At 65.4% G+C, this 19,288-nt stretch carries 19 protein-coding genes and 1 pseudogene; 12 read left to right on the plus strand and 8 right to left on the minus strand.

Annotation, left to right across the window (positions count from 1 at the left end; genetic code table 11):
- The first annotated feature begins 47 nt into the window (after positions 1 to 47).
- The 4 genes from J1902_RS01200 to J1902_RS01215 all read left to right on the plus strand — a co-directional run bounded on the left by J1902_RS01200 (position 48) and on the right by J1902_RS01215 (position 4,459).
- Positions 48 to 1,484, plus strand: coding sequence for a flotillin family protein (locus tag J1902_RS01200; RefSeq protein WP_207614358.1), 1,437 nt, complete (start codon positions 48 to 50; stop codon positions 1,482 to 1,484).
- A 4-nt stretch (positions 1,485 to 1,488) separates the two neighbouring features.
- Positions 1,489 to 1,713 carry an NfeD C-terminal domain-containing protein gene (locus J1902_RS01205; protein WP_504739359.1) on the plus strand — a complete coding sequence of 75 codons (225 nt, stop codon included), beginning with the start codon at positions 1,489 to 1,491 and terminating at the stop codon, positions 1,711 to 1,713.
- A 98-nt stretch (positions 1,714 to 1,811) separates the two neighbouring features.
- On the plus strand, positions 1,812 to 2,990 hold the full coding sequence (locus J1902_RS01210) for a glycosyltransferase family 4 protein (protein WP_207614360.1): 1,179 nt from the start codon (positions 1,812 to 1,814) through the stop codon (positions 2,988 to 2,990).
- Positions 2,987 to 4,459 carry a UDP-glucose dehydrogenase family protein gene (locus J1902_RS01215; protein WP_207614361.1) on the plus strand — a complete coding sequence of 491 codons (1,473 nt, stop codon included), beginning with the start codon at positions 2,987 to 2,989 and terminating at the stop codon, positions 4,457 to 4,459. The genes J1902_RS01210 and J1902_RS01215 overlap by 4 nt, the downstream gene beginning before the upstream one ends.
- Here J1902_RS01215 and J1902_RS01220 read toward each other — a convergent pair.
- The 4 genes from J1902_RS01220 to cspE all read right to left on the minus strand — a co-directional run bounded on the left by J1902_RS01220 (position 4,389) and on the right by cspE (position 6,960).
- Entirely contained in the window at positions 4,389 to 4,811 is a 423-nt protein-coding gene (locus tag J1902_RS01220) for a hypothetical protein (RefSeq protein WP_207614362.1), read from the minus strand. The genes J1902_RS01215 and J1902_RS01220 overlap by 71 nt on opposite strands.
- Entirely contained in the window at positions 4,808 to 5,251 is a 444-nt protein-coding gene (locus J1902_RS01225; RefSeq protein WP_207614363.1) for a hypothetical protein, read from the minus strand. Before J1902_RS01225 ends, J1902_RS01220 begins: the two co-directional genes overlap by 4 nt.
- Before the next feature lie 118 nt (positions 5,252 to 5,369).
- A complete protein-coding gene (locus J1902_RS01230; protein ID WP_207614364.1) occupies positions 5,370 to 6,653 on the minus strand; it encodes a plasmid pRiA4b ORF-3 family protein in 1,284 nt (427 codons plus the stop codon).
- Between the two features lie 103 nt (positions 6,654 to 6,756).
- On the minus strand, positions 6,757 to 6,960 hold the full coding sequence (cspE, locus tag J1902_RS01235; RefSeq protein WP_011773907.1) for a transcription antiterminator/RNA stability regulator CspE: 204 nt from the start codon (positions 6,958 to 6,960) through the stop codon (positions 6,757 to 6,759).
- Positions 6,961 to 7,256: 296 nt separating this feature from the next.
- Here cspE and J1902_RS01240 point away from each other — a divergent pair, with 296 nt between their 5' ends.
- The 4 genes from J1902_RS01240 (at position 7,257) to J1902_RS01250 (ending at position 14,076) form a co-directional block, all read left to right on the plus strand.
- Entirely contained in the window at positions 7,257 to 8,699 is a 1,443-nt protein-coding gene (locus J1902_RS01240; RefSeq protein ID WP_207614365.1) for a DUF3375 domain-containing protein, read from the plus strand.
- Complete coding sequence (locus tag J1902_RS19205) at positions 8,696 to 9,349, plus strand: DUF4194 domain-containing protein (protein WP_242701423.1); 654 nt, start codon at positions 8,696 to 8,698, stop codon at positions 9,347 to 9,349. The genes J1902_RS01240 and J1902_RS19205 overlap by 4 nt, the downstream gene beginning before the upstream one ends.
- Positions 9,350 to 9,461: 112 nt before the next feature.
- Positions 9,462 to 12,788: an ATP-binding protein gene (locus tag J1902_RS01245; RefSeq protein WP_278253581.1), complete on the plus strand. Its 3,327-nt coding sequence runs from the start codon at positions 9,462 to 9,464 to the stop codon at positions 12,786 to 12,788.
- Entirely contained in the window at positions 12,778 to 14,076 is a 1,299-nt protein-coding gene (locus J1902_RS01250) for a Wadjet anti-phage system protein JetD domain-containing protein (protein ID WP_207614367.1), read from the plus strand. Before J1902_RS01245 ends, J1902_RS01250 begins: the two co-directional genes overlap by 11 nt.
- Here J1902_RS01250 and J1902_RS01255 read toward each other — a convergent pair.
- From J1902_RS01255 to J1902_RS01265, 3 genes are all read right to left on the minus strand, one after another.
- Positions 14,044 to 14,370, minus strand: coding sequence for a type II toxin-antitoxin system PemK/MazF family toxin (locus tag J1902_RS01255; RefSeq protein WP_207614368.1), 327 nt, complete (start codon positions 14,368 to 14,370; stop codon positions 14,044 to 14,046). The two genes, J1902_RS01250 and J1902_RS01255, sit on opposite strands and share 33 nt — an antisense overlap.
- A complete protein-coding gene (locus J1902_RS01260; RefSeq protein ID WP_307794340.1) occupies positions 14,367 to 14,564 on the minus strand; it encodes an antitoxin MazE-like protein in 198 nt (65 codons plus the stop codon). Before J1902_RS01260 ends, J1902_RS01255 begins: the two co-directional genes overlap by 4 nt.
- 145 nt (positions 14,565 to 14,709) lie before the next feature.
- Positions 14,710 to 16,005 carry a S8 family serine peptidase gene (locus J1902_RS01265; RefSeq protein ID WP_207614369.1) on the minus strand — a complete coding sequence of 432 codons (1,296 nt, stop codon included), beginning with the start codon at positions 16,003 to 16,005 and terminating at the stop codon, positions 14,710 to 14,712.
- A 16-nt stretch (positions 16,006 to 16,021) separates the two neighbouring features.
- Here J1902_RS01265 and J1902_RS19210 point away from each other — a divergent pair.
- A pseudogene (locus tag J1902_RS19210) lies at positions 16,022 to 16,198 on the plus strand (alkaline phosphatase D family protein); the annotation flags it as partial.
- 208 nt (positions 16,199 to 16,406) lie between these two features.
- Here the strand turns inward: J1902_RS19210 and fdhA are convergent.
- Positions 16,407 to 17,618 carry a formaldehyde dehydrogenase, glutathione-independent gene (fdhA, locus tag J1902_RS01270; protein WP_207614370.1) on the minus strand — a complete coding sequence of 404 codons (1,212 nt, stop codon included), beginning with the start codon at positions 17,616 to 17,618 and terminating at the stop codon, positions 16,407 to 16,409.
- A 179-nt stretch (positions 17,619 to 17,797) separates the two neighbouring features.
- Here fdhA and J1902_RS01275 point away from each other — a divergent pair, with 179 nt between their 5' ends.
- Genes J1902_RS01275 through J1902_RS01285 form a run of 3 tightly spaced genes read left to right on the plus strand, consistent with a single transcriptional unit; the run spans position 17,798 to position 19,268 of the window.
- Positions 17,798 to 18,571, plus strand: a complete 774-nt coding sequence (locus J1902_RS01275) for an alpha/beta fold hydrolase (protein WP_207614371.1) — start codon at positions 17,798 to 17,800, stop codon at positions 18,569 to 18,571.
- 41 nt (positions 18,572 to 18,612) lie between these two features.
- Positions 18,613 to 18,879: a type II toxin-antitoxin system Phd/YefM family antitoxin gene (locus tag J1902_RS01280; protein ID WP_207614372.1), complete on the plus strand. Its 267-nt coding sequence runs from the start codon at positions 18,613 to 18,615 to the stop codon at positions 18,877 to 18,879.
- Positions 18,876 to 19,268 carry a type II toxin-antitoxin system VapC family toxin gene (locus J1902_RS01285; RefSeq protein ID WP_207614373.1) on the plus strand — a complete coding sequence of 131 codons (393 nt, stop codon included), beginning with the start codon at positions 18,876 to 18,878 and terminating at the stop codon, positions 19,266 to 19,268. The genes J1902_RS01280 and J1902_RS01285 overlap by 4 nt, the downstream gene beginning before the upstream one ends.
- Positions 19,269 to 19,288: the final 20 nt, after the last annotated feature.

The following is a 19,288-nucleotide window of genomic DNA, read 5'->3' on the forward strand; positions in this document are numbered from 1 at the left end:
GGTCAACCAGTGCCGCCGGTTCACAACGTCTGAAGGGACTGGGTCACATGGACGAGCTCTCGGCTTTCTTTCCGCTCATCGCGGCGATTCTCGGCGTCGTTGTTGTTGTCGGATTCATATGGCTGGCAACCAAGGCGATGTGGAAGGTGGCCGAGCCGAACGAGGCGCTGATTATTTCGGGCCTGACCCGGGCGACGCTTGAAAATGCCGATGGAATGGACTTCAAGATCGTAACGGGGAAGGGAGCCCTGGTGGTCCCGGGGCTTCAGACCGTGAGAATGTTGGCCCTGACCTTGAACGAAACGGAGCTCAAAGTTTCGTGTGTTACCTCGCAGGGAATCCAGGTGATTGTCGAGGGCGTCGTCATTTACAAAATCGGTGATGCCCCTCCTTTCATTGCGAATGCCGCCCGGAGATTCCTGGGACAGCAACCCAAAATGGAAAGCCAGGTGTACAACGTCTTCGAAGGACATTTGCGCTCAATCATTGGCAGCATGACCGTCGAAGAGATCATCCGTGAGCGCGACAAACTAGCTTCGCTGGTTCGCAGCGCCAGCGGCGTGGAAATGGAGAAGCTCGGCCTGGTAGTCGATTCGCTTCAGATCAAGGACCTTCAAGACCCCACTGGCTACATCCAGAACCTGGCCAAGCCGCACATTGCCCAGGTGAAGATGGAGGCCCGCGTCGCCGAGGCCACCCGCAACCGTGAGGCCGCCGAGAAGGAAGCCGAGGCAGCGGCAATGATTGCGGATGCCCAGAGCATTTCGGCCATCAAGCAGTCGGCGGCGCAGGCCAACGCAGAGAGGGCCCGGGCGAACGCGGCGCAGGCCGGCCCGCTCGCCGATGCCACGGCCCGCCAGCAAGTGGTGGTCCAGGAGACGGAAGTAGCGAAGCTGGAGGCGGCCCGTGAGGAGCAAAAGCTCCAGACCACCATCCGCAAGCCCGCGGATGCCAAGGCGTACGCCCAGCGCACGGAAGCGGAAGCCCAGAAGTCTGCAGACATCAGCGCCGCCGAGGCCCGCGCCAGGCGCACCGAACTCGAGGCGCAAGCCAATGCCAGGCGCGTGGAAGTCGAGGCGCAGGCCAGCGCCACCGCTGCGGCCGCCATGGCAGGAGCCACCCGGGTGACTGGCGAAGCCGAGGCAGCAGCTACCAAAGCGCGAGGAGACGCCGCCGCGTCCGCCGTCAAGGCCAAGGCCCTTGCGGAAGCGGACGGCATCAAGGCCCGCGGCGAAGCGCTCGAAACGAATCAGGACGCCGTCATTTCACAGCAGTTGGCCGAGAACATGCCGGCGATTGTCGCGGCTGCAGCCGAGCCGTTTGCGCATGTGGGGCAGCTGACCGTCCTCAACGGCGGCGAGGGCCTGAACAACATGGTGGGCGGGATCCTGTCCCAGGTAGGGAACTTCCTGCCTTCGCTTGCGGCCGCGCTCCGGGGCGGGAAGGAAGCCCCTAAACGGCCGACGAAAGCCCCCGATGCATAGGAACGTGGACCGCAGCCTCACCGGCAAGATCGGCCGAGTGACGGGGCGCATCGGGCCGGGCACCATCGGCGAGGTGATGCTCGCCTATCACGGAGGCACCAGTGCCTTCTTTGCCTACCCCTTCGACGGGGCGAGCGAGTTTCCGGTGGGCGACAAGGTGCTGGTGATCTACTTCGAGCCGCCGCAGACCGTGTACGTGGATGAGCTGCCGGAGGTTTTGAGGGGGTAGGCAAGGCGGCTGACTCCCGCCCATCTGTTTACCCAAGCTTCCCCCGGGCGTCACACCCATTCCCCCGCACCGCCAACCGCGGACCACACCGTGGAGGGGTGAGGATCGCAATCGTCGCCGAATCATTCCTGCCGCTCATGAACGGGGTAACCCACTCCATCCTGCGGGTGCTGGAGCATCTGCAGGACCGCGGGGACGAGGTGATGGTGATTGCGCCGTCGACGTCGGACACTGCTGTTTCGGACGTTGTGAATGGCGCGTACGTGTACCGCCTCCCTTCCGTGCCGCTGGCCGGATACACGAATGTGCGGGTGGCGTTGGGCGGTGTGAACCGGGTCAAGAGAATCCTTGCCGATTACGCACCGGACGTGGTCCACCTCGCATCACCGTTCGTCCTGGGCTGGCGGGCCGTGCAGGCGGCGCACCAGCTCGGAATCCCCACGGTGGCCATCTACCAGACCGAAATCCCCAGCTACGCAGCCCGGTACGGGGTCCCGTTCCTGGAGAACTGGGCCTGGAACAGGGTGGACAACATCCACCTGCTGGCCAACCGGACCCTGGTGCCGTCCACGTTTGCGCTGAACCAGTTGCGCGGCCGCGGCATCCTGCGCGTGGACATGTGGCGCCGCGGTGTGGACACTGCCCGCTTCAACCCCGCAAAACGCTCGACGGCGTGGCGAGCCACCGTGGCGCCCGACGGCGAGCGCATCATCGGCTATGTCGGCCGGCTGGCCATCGAAAAGCAGGTGGAGGATCTCGCCGTGCTTGCCGATCTGCCGGGAACCCGCCTTGTCATCGTGGGTGACGGTCCCCAGCGGGCTGCGCTCGAAGCGGCACTGCCCAACGCCGTCTTCACGGGGTTCCTCAGCGGCGACGATCTCGCCCAGGCTGTGGCCTCCTTCGATCTGTTCGTCCATCCCGGCGAGTTCGAGACCTTCTGCCAGACCATCCAGGAAGCCATGGCTTCAGGTGTTCCTGTGGTGGCGACCGGCCGTGGCGGTCCCCTGGACCTGGTGGAGAACTCGCGCACCGGCTGGCTGTTCGAACCGGGGAACCTGGCCCAGCTGCGCGGCTACGTGGAGGACCTGATGGGCGACGACGCCAAGCGCCGCGCGTTCGCCGCGACGGCTGCCGCCTCGGTCCAGGGCCGGACGTGGCCCGCGCTGAGCGCCAACCTGGTGCGGCACTACGAGGACGTGATGGCAGGCCGGGCCGTGGTTGAGCCGGCCGGCCCTTCAAACACCACACTGACTTCAAGCAAAGGACCCGTTTCATGAAAATCTCCGTCATCGGCTGCGGTTACCTTGGGGCCGTCCATGCGGCCACCCTCGCGTCCATGGGCCACAGCGTGGTGGGCATCGACGTGGATGCCGCCAAGGTTGCCCACTTGAACAAGGGTTTCGCTCCTTTCCACGAGCCGGGCCTGGACGAGCTGCTCCGTGACGGCTTCACCACGGGCCGGCTGAGCTTCTCGACCGACTTCGCCGATGCCGCCGATGCCCAGGTCCATTTCCTCTGCGTCGGCACGCCGCAGTCCAAGACCTCGGACACCGCCGACCTGTCCTACCTCGTCGCGGCCACGAAGAGCCTCCTCCCCCACATGGCGAAAGGTGCCGCCGTCGTCGGCAAGTCCACTGTTCCCGTGGGGACGGTGGAGATCCTGCGCAGCCTTCTCTCGCGCCGCTCCGATGTGCTACTCGGCTGGAACCCCGAGTTCCTGCGCCAGGGCACGGCGGTCAAGGATTCCCTGGTTCCCGACCGCTTCGTCTACGGCGTCCCGGGCGGCAAGGGCGCCGCTGCCGGTGCCCCGGTCACCGCGGTCCTTGACGCGGTCTACGAGCCTCTGGTCCTGGCCGGCATTCCCCGGTTGGTCTGCAACTTCGCGACGGCCGAGCTGATCAAATCGGCGTCGAATGCTTTCCTCGCCACGAAGCTCAGCTTCATCAACGCCATGGCCGAGTTGTGCGATGCGTCCGGCGCCGATGTCACTGAGCTCAGCGAAGCCATGGGCCTGGACCCGCGGATCGGAAACCGGTACCTGCACGCCGGGCTGGGCTTCGGCGGTGGGTGCCTGCCCAAGGACGTCCGTTCTTTCCGGGCCCAGGCGCGCGCACTGTCCGTTCCGTCTGTGGACGAGTGGATGGGTGTGGTGGATTCGATCAATCTCGACCAGCGCTCGCGGACGGTTGAGGTGGCCCGCGATATGTGCCGCGGTTTCCTGGCCGGACGCACCGTGACTGTGCTGGGTGCGGCCTTCAAGCCGGACACGGACGATATCCGCGACTCCCCCGCTTTGGATGTGGCCCTCCAATTGGCGGCAGCCGGAGCCCACGTTACGGTGACGGACCCCAAGGCCATCAACAACGCTTGGATGAGGTACCCCCAGCTCCGCTTCGAAGCCTCCACCACGCGGGCCCTGGAGGGCGCGGAGCTGGTCCTGCTCTTGACCGAGTGGGACGAATACCGTGACCTTTCGCCCACGGCCGTCGCAGGGCTGGTACGGCGCCGGATGGTGCTGGACGCACGGAATGTCCTGGACGCCGAGGCCTGGCGGACGGCCGGCTGGACGGTACGTGGCCTGGGAACGGGCTCTGCCGCTGCGGTGGAGGCAACCGACAGCCACCAGCCCGCTACCAGCGCGGCCGCTGCCAAGGAACCGGCCGCAGCCCGCACCATCACCGAGGTCCCGCCGTCGAACGGATATCGCCCGGCGCAATCGGCACGCGGCGTGGTGACTCCCCGCTGAGCCGCCCGGCGGCTCCGACCGACTCTATGCCGCAGAACGGTTCGCTGGTGGGCACGGAGGCGCCCGTCGCCGTCGTCACCTTGTACAGCTGAAGGAGCGTCTCCCCCGGGCCGCATTCCGGCCCGACAACGCCGCAGAGCGGGTCCGCGTTGCTGCCTGGCGTGCTGGCACAGGCCGGACGGATTTCCTCGGTCACGGCTTCGGTGCTGGCTTCGGCGGTCAGCGCCTCGCTGGCGGACGGCATCTGGACCTCCGTCCCTGCCGAGGCGGAGGGGCCGCATGCCGTCAACGCAATGCATGCGCCGAGGGCCATGGCGATCAGCAGTCTCTTCAAGATGGCTCGGCTGGTCATCGGTAGATCTCCACACCGGTCTTTGCACAGGCGCGGTGGAGGGCTTCGAGAATTTGGACTTCTCCGTCCTGCACCTGTGCCGGGTTCCCCGCTACCGCGCGGTAGAGCACCACCTGAAGTGCTTCCGAAGCCTCTCTTCGTATTTCTTCGGGCGCGGCGCCGGTGGCTGAGACCATTCTTCGGCTGTCCTCCTCCGTTGCCGTGGCAGGGTTGGAGGCGGCCTTGATCCCATCACGCCACGCGAGACAAACCTCCTGGGCGGTCATCTCCGCAGCTTGCTCGCCCGAAGGCCTTGTGGCGGGCTCGGCCCCGACCTCGGCCTCGGGCGTTGGCTGCTGAGAGGGAGCAGTTCCGGTGGCGCGGTCCGACTCCGGGGGCACGGCGCATCCGGCAACGGCAAGCAGTCCGGCGATGGTCAAGGCGGCAGCGGTCCGGTTCATGGTTCTCCCTACGTGGTGGTCTTGCCATCACGCTACGGAGCCGCTCTACCGGCCGACAGCGGCCAATTGCCCTATGTGGATAACTCCGCAACCATCGAAAGGCGCACGTTCAGACCGCCTATGCGCCCCCGTCCGCCAGCCGGCGCTGCACATCCAGCAGGAACTTCAGGCCGGCGTCGGTGACTTCCGGTCCCTGCTGCCAGCGGGTGTCCGTCAGTTCCAAGGAGCGCAAGCTCGAGCGGACGCCGAAGTCCACATCCGACGCCGCATCCAGCGGCACGTCGCCGCCACCCGGCATGCGGAAACCGGCACGGTTCAGTGCCTCCTGGAGCAGCCGCTGACGCTTGTCGTAGGACAGCGCCAGCCCCTCCACGAGCCAATGCACTGCCAGCCGTGTTGCCAGTTTGACGGCAGCCGCCTCGGGGTTGGCCAATCGGTCCGCAACATAGTCCCAGAGGGCTTGCGGGTCCTTGCCGACCCTGCGGCCTGATGGCGTGAGGACGAGCCGTCCCTTGAACTTTCGCAGCAGCTTCCACTCTTGAAGTTGTTCACGCAGTGCCAGCACCGGACGCGCGTGGATCTCCTGGCGGGCGGTGCCGGGCCAGTCCTCGTCCCACCCGAGGGCGGTCATCGCGGCCTTGACGATGGCGGGCTTCAGGTAGCCGTCTTTCGTCAGCTCGAGGCCGGCGGGCGAGGCCTCGTCCAGGAACCACTGGACGGGCCTCAGGACGGTGTGGATGTCCTCCGCACTCACCGGCCCGGGCCAGAGCCGCCTGGCCAGCTGCGCCAGTTGCGTGTTGATAGCCTCCAGGCTGAAGGCTGCGGGATCGAAGTCCGAGGCCGGTTCGCCGGTCATGCCTTCAAGCCACTCGGCGGCGCCGTCATGGTCCCGGTACTCGGGATCGCCCAGCTTCGAGACCAGGTCCGCGTAGCCGCCGATGCCGCCGGAGTCCTCTACGGGCCCCCTCATGGCACCGTCGACGCACTGGATGCTTCCTTGCGGGATTTCCGCGGGGCCCAGCTGTTCGATCTCGTGGATCCAGGAGTCGCCGAAGTCGTATTCGTATTCGAGCTTGGAGGTGCCTGCCGCTGATGGGTCGATCAGTTCGGAGAGTACGACGCCGGCGGCAGCTTCCGCTCCGAGCTCGTCGGCCGCTTCTTCCGTGCCGACGATCACGCGGGGCTGGCCTTTGCGGTCAACGGTCCTGATGCCGTAGAGGTGGTAGTCCTGCCAGCCGAAGGCTTTCTGGATCGCCTCATGGAGTTCGGGGATGGTGACCGACTCGGGCAAGAGCAGTCTCCGCCAGATCTCCGGGTCGGTACCGGCGATGGTGATGCGGAGGTCGAAGGCGGGAACGTTGCCGGGTTCATCCATGACGGCAATCATGCCAGATCCGGGCATGCCTCCAAGCCAGGCTCGGGGAATCGCCGTCGTTCTTCACCCGTGGTGGTTAAACGCCGGAAGGGCCGGTCAATGACCGGCCCTTCCTTTGAAAATCCGAAACCTAGATGGCCTGGATGTTTACTGCCTGGGGACCCTTGGGGCCCTGCTCGACGTCGAAGGAAACCTTCTGGTTCTCTTCGAGGGAGCGGTAGCCCGAGGAGTTGATGGCGGAGTAGTGAGCGAAAACGTCCTGGCTGCCATCTTCAGGAGAGATGAAGCCGAAGCCCTTTTCGGAGTTGAACCACTTGACGGTACCTGTAGCCATTTTTTCAGTCCTTACTGAAGGTGGAGGTTGTCCCGACTGTCGGGCCTCCGGTGTGGGGTGTTCTCCACCGTTACTTCAGAAGGTCGCGCTTCAAGGAACCGCGGGAACTGCCTGAACTACCAAATGCCAAACACAACAACAGCTACAAGCATACAGAGGTTTTGCCGGATGGCTAGTATCTGTGCGAATTTTCGTTCCACGCGGCGAGTCATGGCCATTCGACGCAGGCCAATATCATGGAGGAACCCGGGTTGAGCACCGCGTTCGGGCCCTGGCACCGTGCAACAAAGGACCGGATGGACTACTACGCAATCAACGCCCTGCGTGAGAACCATGCAGGATGGGCGCTCCTCCGAGCCCAAAATGCGCCCCTGGCTGTTTGTTTTTTCATGGCCGCCTTCACCGGGCCCAATCAGCGAAACCTCGGCCGCCAGCACCTCATCGATATTCTGGACGACGTCCTCTTCGGGCTCAGGGAGAGCTACGGCGAGGAAAAGTTCCCCCGCCAAGCGAGCGAATACCTGGACGACTGGGCGGCACCGGAACGGTCCTGGCTCCGGAAGTACTACCTGCCCGGCCAGGACGAGCCCCGCTACGACCTCACCCCCGCCGCGGAGAATGTGGTCCGCTGGGTGGAAAGCCTGCGCGGCCGGGACTTCGTGGCCACCCAGTCCCGGCTCAGCAGCATCTTCACGGTCCTCAAGACCCTGGTGCAGCAATCGGAGGCGGACCCGGAGGTCCGGCTCACCGAGCTGCAGCGCCAGCGGGACGAGATCGACGCCGAGATGCAGCGCATCCGGGGCGGCAACATCAAGGTGATGAGCGCGCCCGAGGCCATGGACCACTTCCAGCAGCTCACCGCCCTGGCCAAGGACCTGCTCGCGGATTTCCGGGAAGTCGAACAGAACTTCCGCAAACTGGACCGGCAGGTGCGCGAGCAGATCGCCACGTGGGAGGGCAGCCAGGGCGAGCTGCTCGCCTCGATCTTCGGCAGCCAGCAGGACATCAGCAGCTCCCTGCAGGGCCGCACCTTCCAGGGATTCTGGGACTACCTCATGTCGCCGCAGCTTCGCGCGGAACTCAAGGACCTCCTGCAGCGGGCCACCGAGATCGAGGCGCTGGCCGGCGTCGAGAACCTCCAGGCGGTGACCGGCCTGCACCAGGACTGGCTGCCCGCCGTCGAGCAGACCCAAGGCACCGTCCGGCAGCTCTCGCAGCAGCTCCGCCGGCTCCTGGACGACAAAGTCTTCCTCGAGAACAAGCGCATCATGCAGCTGATCCGGCGTGTCGAATCCGGTGCGCTGGCCACCCGGCAAGCACCGCCGTCGGGGGTGTTCATGGAGCTGGCCGCGCCGTCGGTGGACGTGACTCTGCCGTTCGAGCGGCCCCTCTACGAGGGGAGCCGGAAGGTTTGGGTGATGGATGACGTGGTGATGGCCGACGACGGCGACGTTGACGCCGGGGCCCTCTTCAGCCAGTTCCATGTGGACAAGGAGCGGCTGCGCTCGAACATCGACGCCGTGCTGGAGGACGCGGAGCAGGCGACGCTGGCCGAGATCACCGGGGCGCATCCCCTGTCCCAGGGGCTCGCCGAGTTGGTGGCCTATTACCAACTGGCCACGGACTCGGAGTGGGCCACCATCAATCCCGAAACCCAACAGCAGCTGAGCTGGACTCTTGCGGACGGCAGCATCCGGGAAGCGACCATCGACCAAATCATCTTTGCGAGGCCGGCATGACCCTTGAAACCAGAGAAGCAAACGAGACACGCACGCCTGAGGAGCTCCCCGGCGTCGTCACCAGGCTGTTCAAGGGCGTGCTCTACGCGGAAAACGACGAGAAAGTGTGGCAGTCCCTCCTGGCCCTTGTCTCGCAGGTCCGCGACTACGTGGCCGTGCTGGGGCTGGAGCTGATCGTGGACGAATCGGAGGGCTACGCGTTCCTGAAGTCGCGCGAGGACGCGGACGGCTCGCTCCCCCGGCTGATCCCGCGGCGCCAGCTCACCTTCAACGTCAGCCTCCTGCTGGCGCTGTTGCGTGGGCGGATGCTGGAGTTCGACACCAACTCCAGCGAGCTTCGCCTGGTCATGACGGAGCAGCAGATCGCGGACATGGTGTCCGTGTTCCTGCCCGAGTCCAGCAACGAGGCCCGCGTCCTGGACCAGCTCGGGACCAACATCAAGAAGGTGGTGGAGCTGGGATTCCTGCGCAAGATGCGCGGGCAGCCCGGCACCTACGAGGTGGCCCGCATCCTCAAGGCCTACGTGGATGCCCAGTGGCTCGAAGAGTTCGACGCGCGGCTGTCCGACTACCGCGCTTCGCTCGCCGGCGCCGCGGCATCCGGCGCCTCGATATCGGGCACTGAATCAACGGAAGTGGAGGGCGCGTGACCGCCGATCTTCAGGACAGCCTGTTCAGCCTGGACCCTGCCGTACCGGTGGAAGTCCCGCTGGAGGAACAGCGCCCGACGGCGGCCTGCCGCCGGGTTTCCGGCTGCACCGCCTGGAGCTGCTCAACTGGGGCACGTTCCACGAGGGCGTGCGGACCTTCCGTTTGGACGGCGCCAACAGCCTGTTGACCGGCGACATCGGATCGGGCAAGTCCACGGTGGTGGACGCGATCACCACGCTCCTGCTGCCTGCGCACAAGATCGACTACAACAAGGCCGCCGGCGCGCAGAAGCGCGAACGCACCTTGATGTCCTATGTCCGCGGCTTCCACAAGAGCACCCGCAGCACCGGCGGCGAACACTCCAAACCGGTGGCCCTGCGCCAGCCGGGAACACTCAGCGTGGTGCTGGGCGTCTTCCACAATGCCGTGCTGGGCAAATCCGTCACCCTGGCCATCACGCTCTGGACCATGCAGGAAGCCGGCCAGCCCACCCGTTTCTACTCGCTCGCCGAGTCCGATCAGTCCATTGCCGTGGACTTCGCCAACTTCGGCCAGGACCCGGTCAAGCTGAAGAAAAAGCTGCGGGCAGCCGGCGTAGCCGTCCACGACACCTTCGAGCCCTACGCGGCCGCGTTCAAGCGGCAGTTCGGCATCAGCGGGAACCAAGCGATGGAGCTATTCCACCGCACGGTGTCCATGAAGCAAGTGGAAAACATCACGCAGTTCGTGCGCACCAACATGCTCGAGGACGATGACGTCAGCGAGCGCATCGGGAACCTGATCCACCACTTCGATGACCTGAAGAAGGCCCATGACGCGGTGCTGCGTGCCAAGGACCAGATCGAGCTGCTGAGGCCGATCCAGTCGGGCGCGGCCCAGCATGCGAAACTGAGCGCCGAGGATGGTCTGGCCCGTGCCCAGCGGGACCAGCTGCATCCGTGGTTTACCAAGCAGAAGCTGATCCTCAGCCTGGAGCACCAGAACGAGCTCGGGAACACCGGAGTCAAGCTGCGCGAGGACAGCAGCCAGCTCAGCGGCCAGATCGTGCAGCTGCGCCACGAGCTGTCCGCCGTCCAGGAAGACATCCGGACGAACGGCGGCGGCCGGCTGGCAGCGATCGACGCCGACGTCGCCCGGCTCGGCGAGGAATCGCAACGCCAGCGCGCCCGCTTCGAGAAGTACCTGGAAGCGGCCGCCGATCTTGGCTTGAACGCCCCCGAGGACCGCGTCCTTTTCGATGCCAACCGGAACCGTCTGGCGGAGGTGGAATCGGAGCTGGTCTCGCTGTCCAACGATTTGCAGCGGAACCGCACGGCACTGACCGTGGAGCGTGAAACGTCCACCACGCAGGCGGCGGAGATCCACGCCGAGCTCAGCAGCCTGAAGTCGCGCCAGACCCTGCTGCCGCTCGCCCAGCTGGAGCTCCGCCGTCGTCTGTGTGAAGGAACCGGCATTGCGGAGACGGCCCTGCCGTACGCGGGCGAACTGCTGCGGGTGCGCGACGGCGAAGCCGAGTGGGAGGGTGCCGCGGAGCGGACCCTGCGCGGCTTCGCGCTGTCCCTGCTGGTGTCGGCCGAGCACTACCCGGCCGTGAGCTCGTGGGTGGATTCGAACAATCTCCGGGGCCGGCTGGTGTACCTGAAGATCGGCGACTCCGCCCAGGCCAGGACTGCCGAGGCAGGCACGCTGGCGGCGAAGATCGCCGTCAAACAAGGCACCCCGTTCCGGGCTTTCCTGCTTGACGAACTCGTCGGCCGCTTCGACTACGTCTGCTGCGCCGGCATGGACGAGTTCCGCCGCCACCCCAGGGCGCTCACCGTCAACGGCCAGCTGAAGGGCGGCCGCGGCAGGCATGAGAAGGACGACCGCAAGGACCTGGCCGACCGCCGCAATTACGTGCTCGGCTGGGACAACCAGGACAAGATCAACCGCTTCCTCGCCGAGCAGGATGAGGTGCACGGAAAGGTCCGCAGCATCGACGCCCAGCTGGCCAAGGTGGATACGGCCCTCGGCACCCTGGCGCGGCAGAACCAGCAGATCGGCACTGTGCGCAACACGGGTGACTACGCGGACATCAGCTGGCAGCTCACCGCACGCCGCATCGAGGAACTCAAGGAGGAAAGGGCCGCGCTCCAGTCGGCCAGCAGCGTGCTGCAGCAGCTCGCTGCCAAGGAAACGGAACTGGCCGGGCGGCTCGAGCGCCTCGAGGCCAAGTCGGACAAGATCCGGGAACGGCTCGGGGAGAACAACAACGAGGCCAGGAACATCGCGGAGGCGATCGAGGAATGCCGTGCGCTGCTCGCCGAGCAGCCCTTGACCGACGACGCCGGGGTGCTGGCCGCCGTCGAGCAGCTCACCGCCACGGCACTCGGCGAGAAGGCGCTGAACTACAAGAACACGGGCAGCATGGAAAGCTCCGTCCGATCTGTGTTGACGGCCAGCATTGATGCGCTGGGCAAACGCATCGCCACCGCGGCCGAACGCACCCTGCGGCTCATGGGCGATTTCCGGCACAAGTACCCCAACGAGACGGTGGAGATCGACGCGTCACTGGAGGCCGCCGGGGACTTCAACCGGCTGCTGGAACAGCTGGAAAGCAACGATCTCCCCCGCTTCGAGGCCCGGTTCAAGGAGTCGCTCACGCAGAACACCATCCACGAGGTGGTTGCCTTCAACGCCTTCCTGGACAGCCGCAAGCAGGACATCGAGCAGCGGATCAGCGAAATCAATGTGTCGCTGGCGGGAATCGAGTACAACTCGGGCCGGCACATCCAGCTGGAGCACCAGGGTTCCACGGACCTGGACGTGCGCCAGTTCGGGATGGACCTGCGCGCCTGCTCGGAGGGGACCATCGGCGATGACGAGCAGTACTCGGAGCAGAAGTACCTGCAGGTGGAGCGGCTGATCGAACGGTTCCGCGGACGCGAGGGCTACACGGCGCTGGACGAGCGGTGGACGGCCAAGGTGACGGACGTCCGGAACTGGTTCACCTTCTCCGCCTCCGAAAAGTGGACCGAGACCGGGGAGGAGTTCGAGCACTTCACGGACTCGGGCGGAAAGTCGGGCGGGCAGAAGGAGAAGCTGGCGTACACCATCCTGGCGGCGGCGCTGGCGTTCCAGTTCGGGCTCGGGTCCGGGAAAGCCGGCGGTACGGCGAAGGCCGGCGCGAAGGGCGCCGCCAAGGGCCGCAGTTTCCGCTTTGTGGTGATCGACGAGGCCTTCGGCCGCGGCTCGGACGAGTCCGCGCGCTACGGCCTGGAGCTCTTCCAGCGCATGAAGCTGCAGCTGCTGATCGTCACTCCGCTGCAGAAAATCCACGTGATCGAACCCTTTGTGGCACATGTGGGCTTCGTCGCGAACAGTAACGGGAACGACTCCCAGCTGCGCAACATGACCATCACCGAATACCGGGAGGAACGGGACCGGCGTGCCGGGTGACGCACGCAGTCTGGGCTGGACCACCGTTGCGGACCTGCGCGCCCTCTCGCTGAAGGCCTGGGGCAGCGGGGCGCTGCTGCGCGAGCTGCTGGAACCGGGCGGACTGTACCCCCGCCGTCGGCCGTTGAAGCGCCCGACGGCGGCGGGCCTCCTGCGCGATTATGCTGCGGCCCGTGCGTGGGCGGCTGAGTTGTTCGCCGCCGCGGGTCCGTTCGGCCTGGAAACCGCCGAGGTGGGGCGCACCACGGTCGGGGCCAACCAACTGCCGGCCGCGGCTGTCTTCGCGTCTGCCGAGGCCGAGATTGAGTTTGTGGGCAAGGCGAAGGAGGCGGCCCGGTTCGTGGAGCTCTCCGGGGGTCTGGCCTCGTTGAACCCGTCCTTCCGCGCGTGGGTGCTGAAGCGGCCGCTCAAGCTGTTGGAACTCGGGGACGACGCGCTGACGGCCGCCCTGGTGGCCCTGTGGCTGCAGGACAACCCCCAGCCCGGAATCTACGTGCGGCAGTTGAGCCTTCCCGGCGTGCACACCAAGTTCATCGAGAACCACCGGGCGGTGATCGGTGAGCTGGCGCTGGGGCTGCGGGCCGATACGGAACACAACGCTGAGTCTGTCGAATCACTTCCAGACGCGACCGCGGAGCCCGGCTCGCTGCTGGGACTGACGCCGGCCCGGACGCCGGCGGCACGCTTCGCTGCGGGGCACGGCTTCCTGCATCCGCCCGAGCTTGTCCGGTTCCGCCTGTTGGATCCTGAGCTGACACTGCTTGGCCAGGCACGCGACCTGACCGTGACCGCTGAAGCCTTCAGCACGCTGCGGCTACCTATCGCCAAAGTGGTGATCACGGAGAACCTGGTGAACTTCCTGGCCCTCCCCGAGGGCCCGCACACGCTGGCAATTTATGGCGGCGGTTATGGGTTCTCCTCGCTGCGGGACGCAAGGTGGCTGCGGGACTGTGAGGTCTTGTACTGGGGCGATCTGGACACCCACGGGTTCCGGATCCTGGACCAGCTCCGCGCGGTCCACCCGCATGTGGTGAGCGTGCTGATGGACGAGGCCACGCTGCTGGCTCACCGTGATGCCTGGGTGACCGAGCCCTCGTCGTCGAAGGGTGTGTTGGGCCGGCTGACCGCCGAGGAGTCGGCGCTGTACGACGGGCTGCGCGATGACTTGTTTGGAACTGCGGTACGTCTGGAGCAGGAGCTGATCCGCTGGGACTGGGCGCTGGAGCGGCTCGCCAGGACTGATGCCGGACGACAGTCAGCGACCGAGGCCCAGAAAGACGAGCAATGATTGCTCAACTGCAACCATTGTCTTTGAATCTATTCTTCCTAACCGCTGCCCGAGATTGACCCGTCGCACCGTTGTGAGCTTGTCGATCATGATCTGGCTGACGCGCTCCAAGCCGGTCAGCTGCCCGGGATCCACCGTCAGCCTCAGCAATGGGGCATCCGTCAGGTGCGACGTCAACGGCAGAAGGGTCACCGACTCGGAGGCCTCAAACAGATCGTCCTGGATGATGAGGGCAGGCCAGGGCTTTTGCGCATATGTTCCACCTGACACAGTCCACAGCTCGCCTCTATTCACTCCGGCCAGGCTTCCGAAATCTGTTCTATGAAGTCCTGGTCGTCACCGGCCCGGTCAGAAGCTGCAACAGCCAGCGCCTGGCGCCGTGCTTCACGCCGGAACTCGTCCGTTCGCGCGTCCGGCACCCAGATCTGAATCTGTCGGAATCCTCGCTCGCATGGCGGCCCGGTGGCGGGCAACGCGGTCCTTAACACTCATGAGTTAATGATGCATGTAACATCCGATGACTGTCATGATCTGCTCCACGCCTTCGATCGAGACGCTAGCGACGCACTCTTTGCGGGAGGATTTGGGTGGACCGCGCGCGCGAAGTCGGCGCGTCAAAGCAAAGGACAGTGGCTACCGGACGGCGTTGTATGCGTTTACGCGGCCATGTTCCCAGTAGGTGTCGGTGCCGCCAATGTTGTCGGCGGTTAATTCGACCGCATCACGGACCAATGCGTTCGTGGTGCCAGGATGCGAACTCCAGGCAAGCGCGGCAACAGCAGCGACGATAGGTGAAGCCATCGAGGTACCGCTGGCGATGTCATAGCCCTGGGAGCGGTCGTTCAGCGGATTCGTGTCGTTCGTCCTATCCAGGACGAAGGGGTGGTTCGGGAAGGTCGAGAAGACGTTGACACCCGGCGCTGCGACATCAACCCACTGGGCGCCGTAGCTTGAGAAGGATGCTTTGGCATCCCTGTTGTCGGTTGCCGCCACCGCAATAACGTTGCGGTATGCGCCTGGGTAGAACTTGGCCTGAGTACCGCCGTTGCCGGCTGCGGCAACTATCACCACACCGGCCTTCCATGCGTTATTGACGGCAGTTTCGAGGGTGCGTGAAGGGAAGCTCTGTCCGAGGCTCATGTTGATGACCTTGGCACCATTGTTGACGGCCCAGTTGATGCCGTTTGCAATGGCTGATGTGGAGCCCGACCCGCTGTCATTGAGAACTTTGCCATCCAGGATCGTGCACTCCGGGCAGACACCGGCGACGCCGATCGTGTTGTCGGCGGTGGCGGCAACGATGCCGGCGACGTGGGTGCCGTGGCCGTAATTGTCTTTGCCGGTTGCCGCAGTACTGAAGTTGGCCCGTGCAACAACCTTTGATTCGAGGTCGCGGTTGTCGCTTGGGACGGGGTCGCTTGGAATATCGTGGCCGCTTGCGACACCCGTATCGAGAACAGCGACCCTAATGCCGCTACCCTTGGTGATGCTCCACGCTTCGACGGCGTCCACATCAGCGTCCACTATGCCCCCGGCCACAGTCAGCGTACCGGAGGTGTTGGTGAATGACTGACCAACGTTGTGCAGTGCGTACTGGCGATCGAAATACTGGTCAGCTGTAGCGGCAGTAACGAGCTCGTCCGGCTCGGCGTACTCAACCGCCGGGTTCCGGCTCAAGGCTTCGATGAGTTGAGATTCTTTGCCAGCCGGCACTTTGATGAGGTGAGCGCCGGTGCTGCCGATACCAGCGCCCTGGCTGAGGCCATGCTGGCGGAGCACGCCGGCTGCCGCGCCATTGTCGCGGAATTTAACCATGATTTGCCCCGCGATGCCTGAGGACCGGGTCGCTGCGTTGCCTGGGACTGCGAAGGTGATTGCGCCAAACCCCATAACTAGCGCCGCGAAACTAGCTATTGCAATTTTTTTCATAGGGTTATCTTGCGTCAACCTGTACCTGAAGATCTACAACGACTCGCGCGGGTACGTGAACACGAAGATGACCAAGGACGCGCTCACCGCCGACTTCCGCGTAGCCGAATTCCGCGTGCTGGACTACGTCACGACGCCGGGATCCCCCGTCCGCACGAAGGCCTCCTTCGCGATCCAGGACGGCGTGCCGGGCTGGTGGCGCAGGGGTAGCTTCCGTCAAGGACACCGTCGAAACCCCCGTCCGAGTCTACTCGGACGGGGGTTTCGACGGGTAGGTGACTACAGTTAGGACCTCGCGGCGCGGATGGCACGGCCGGCAGCGGCGCCGGCGACCACCATGGGCGAGCGCCCGACGTCGGGCCTTAACTCAGCGCCCGACGCCGGGCTTTGCCCGGGTCCTCTTAGCTGAGGTAACCGTTGGGGTTGAGGACGTACTTGGTGGCCGCGCCAGCGTCGAACTCGGCATAGCCCTTGGGCGCATCCTCCAGGCTGATCGCCTTGGCGTTGACGTTCTTGGCGATGCTCACCTTGTCATGCAGGATGGCCATCATCAACTGCCGATTGTACTTCATCACCGGGCACTGCCCCGTGGTGAAGCTCAGCGACTTCGCCCAGCCGGTGCCCAGGCTCAGGCTGAGCGCCCCCTTCTTGGCGGACTCGTCCACGCCGCCGGGATCCCCGGTGACGTACAGCCCGGGAATGCCCAGGGCCCCGCCGGCCGCGGTGATCTCCATCAGCGAGTTCAGCACTGTTGCGGGCGCCTCCTTGGCGTCGTGGCCGTGGCCGCGGGCCTCGAAGCCCACCGCGTCAACCCCGCAGTCCACCTCCGGAACACCCAGGATCTGCTCGATCTGCTCCGCCGGCCCGCCCTTGCTCAGGTCAATGGTTTCGCAGCCGAAGCTGCGCGCCTGGGCCAGCCGGTCCGCATTCATGTCACCGACAATCACGACGGCGGCACCCAGCAGATGCGCACTGGTGGCCGCTGCCAGTCCAACGGGCCCGGCACCTGCCACGTACACGGTGGAGCCCACGCCCACCCCGGCAGTCACGGCGCCGTGGAAGCCTGTGGGGAAGATGTCCGAGAGCATGGCCAGGTCCAAGATCTTCTCCAGGGCTTGGTCCTTGTCCGGGAACTTCAGCAGGTTCCAGTCGGCGTACGGGACCAGCACGTAGTTGGCCTGGCCTCCTACCCAGCCGCCCATGTCCACGTAGCCGTAGGCGCTGCCCGGGCGGTCCGGATTGACGTTCAGGCAGATGCCAGTCTTGCGTTCCTTGCAGTTCCGGCACCGGCCGCAGGAGATGTTGAAGGGCACCGAACAGATGTCCCCCACTTTGATGAACTCGACGCCGGGCCCCACTTCAACCACCTCCCCGGTAATCTCGTGCCCCAGCACCAGGTTGGACGGCGCCGTGGTGCGCCCGCGGACCATGTGCTGGTCCGAACCGCAGATATTGGTGGCCACGGTCTTGAGGATGACGCCGTGCGGTACCGCGCGCCCCACGTTCGCCGGGTTGACGCCCGGGCCGTCCTTAAGTTCGAAAGTTGGATAGTCGATGTCGATCAGTTCGACCTTGCCGGGTTCCTTGTAGGCAACGGCTTTGTTTCCTGTCATCACTGCTCTCCTCTTAACGCCACGGCGGCGCGTTGTAGAGCCGCCGTGATGGGTGAAGTATTGCGACGGACCCCCAGTCGCTGGAACCTGTCCTGTGGGGGTTCCGGACAGTCTGGCATGCCTCCCAGGAAAGGGCCAGCCCGGCACGCCAGGCGACCATCAGGCGTAAAGTCTTGTCCATGGAACCCATTCGGGCCATTCTTCTTCCCGGGAGCGTCCTCCCCGCCCACCTGGCGTATGACGCGCTGATCGAGGCTTTGGGGCCGGACGTCGACGCGGTCGCGAAGGACCTCGAGCTGTACGACGGCGATGAGCCACCGGACGGCTGGACCTTGGACACCGAGGTTGATGGCGTCCTGAGGGAAGCCGACGCCCGGGGCTGGGAGACGTTCCATCTGCTGGGCTATTCGGGCGGCGGGGCTGCGGCCCTTGCCTTCGCCGCGAAGCACCCGCACCGGCTGCTCAGCCTGGCGTTGCTGGAGCCGGCCTGGGCCGGAAACTGGGGCTGGAGCCCCGCCCATGCGAGGTTGTGGCAGGACTACAACGCCCTGGACGCCTTGCCACCAGGGCAGTTCATGGCCGGTTTCATGCGGCTGGGGGTGAAGCCCGACGTCGTCCTTGCGCCTCCGCCGCAGGGTGACCCGCCGCCGTGGATGGCCAAGCGGCCGGCGGGGATCAGGGCGTTCCTGCGGACGTTCGAGAACTACGATCTGGACCGTGGGCGGCTGGCGGCCTTCCGCCGGCCTGTGTTCTTCGCGCTCGGCGGGCTGAGCAACCCGGACGACTACGGCGAGGTTGCGGATCGTTTGTCCTCGGTGTTCCCGGACTTCCGGCTTGAGGTGTTCCAGGACCGTCACCATTTCGATCCCCCGCACCGGATCGAACCTGAACGGCTCGCAGCCATGCTGCGCGAGCACTGGGGGCGAGCTGCCGGGCGGGTTGCTGAAGGCTAAGCTGCGCAGGCCGATTTGCTACAATTGCTACGGAGGCAGCCATGACAACCATTCCGCACCGCGAGCTCCGCAACAACAGCAGCAAGATTTTGGAGCGCGTCAAGAACGGCGAAACCATCGATGTCACCAACAACGGTGAAATCGCCGCCACACTGATACCGCCGTCGGCTTCGCCGTTCGAGCGCGCGCTGCTGTCCGGCAGCGTCCGAGCGGCGGCCCAAGACCCTGTCGATTTCCGCATCCTGCCGCGCATCAAGAGCGTGACGAGCACGGAGGATATGCTGGCCGATCTGCGCGGTGACCGTTGATCATCTACGTGGACACCTCGGCGGTTCTCAAGCTTGTGGTGGAGGAGCCGGAGTCGGAGGCCGTCGCGGAGTACCTCACAACGGCAGCCGGGCAGGGCGGGCGTCTGCTCGCGTCCATGCTTCTTTACACCGAACTGCACTGCGCTGCGCGGCGGCGAGGGATCCCCGGCGAGCTGGTGAACACGGTCCTGGGCAGTATCAACCTCGTGGACGTGGCACGTTCCGATCTCCTCTACGCCGCCGCGCTGCCCGGCCGGCTGCGGAGCGCCGATGCCATCCACCTGGCCACAGCGATCAGGCTCCAGACTGACGTCTTGGTGGCGTACGACGCCGAGCTGCTCGCCGCCGCCGTGGACGCCGGCGTGGGAGTGTTGACGCCGGGGACGTAGCCGGCCCGCAAGGCCTCCGT

This window comes from Arthrobacter cavernae (assembly GCF_017368795.1).
Classification (GTDB): domain Bacteria; phylum Actinomycetota; class Actinomycetes; order Actinomycetales; family Micrococcaceae; genus Arthrobacter; species Arthrobacter cavernae.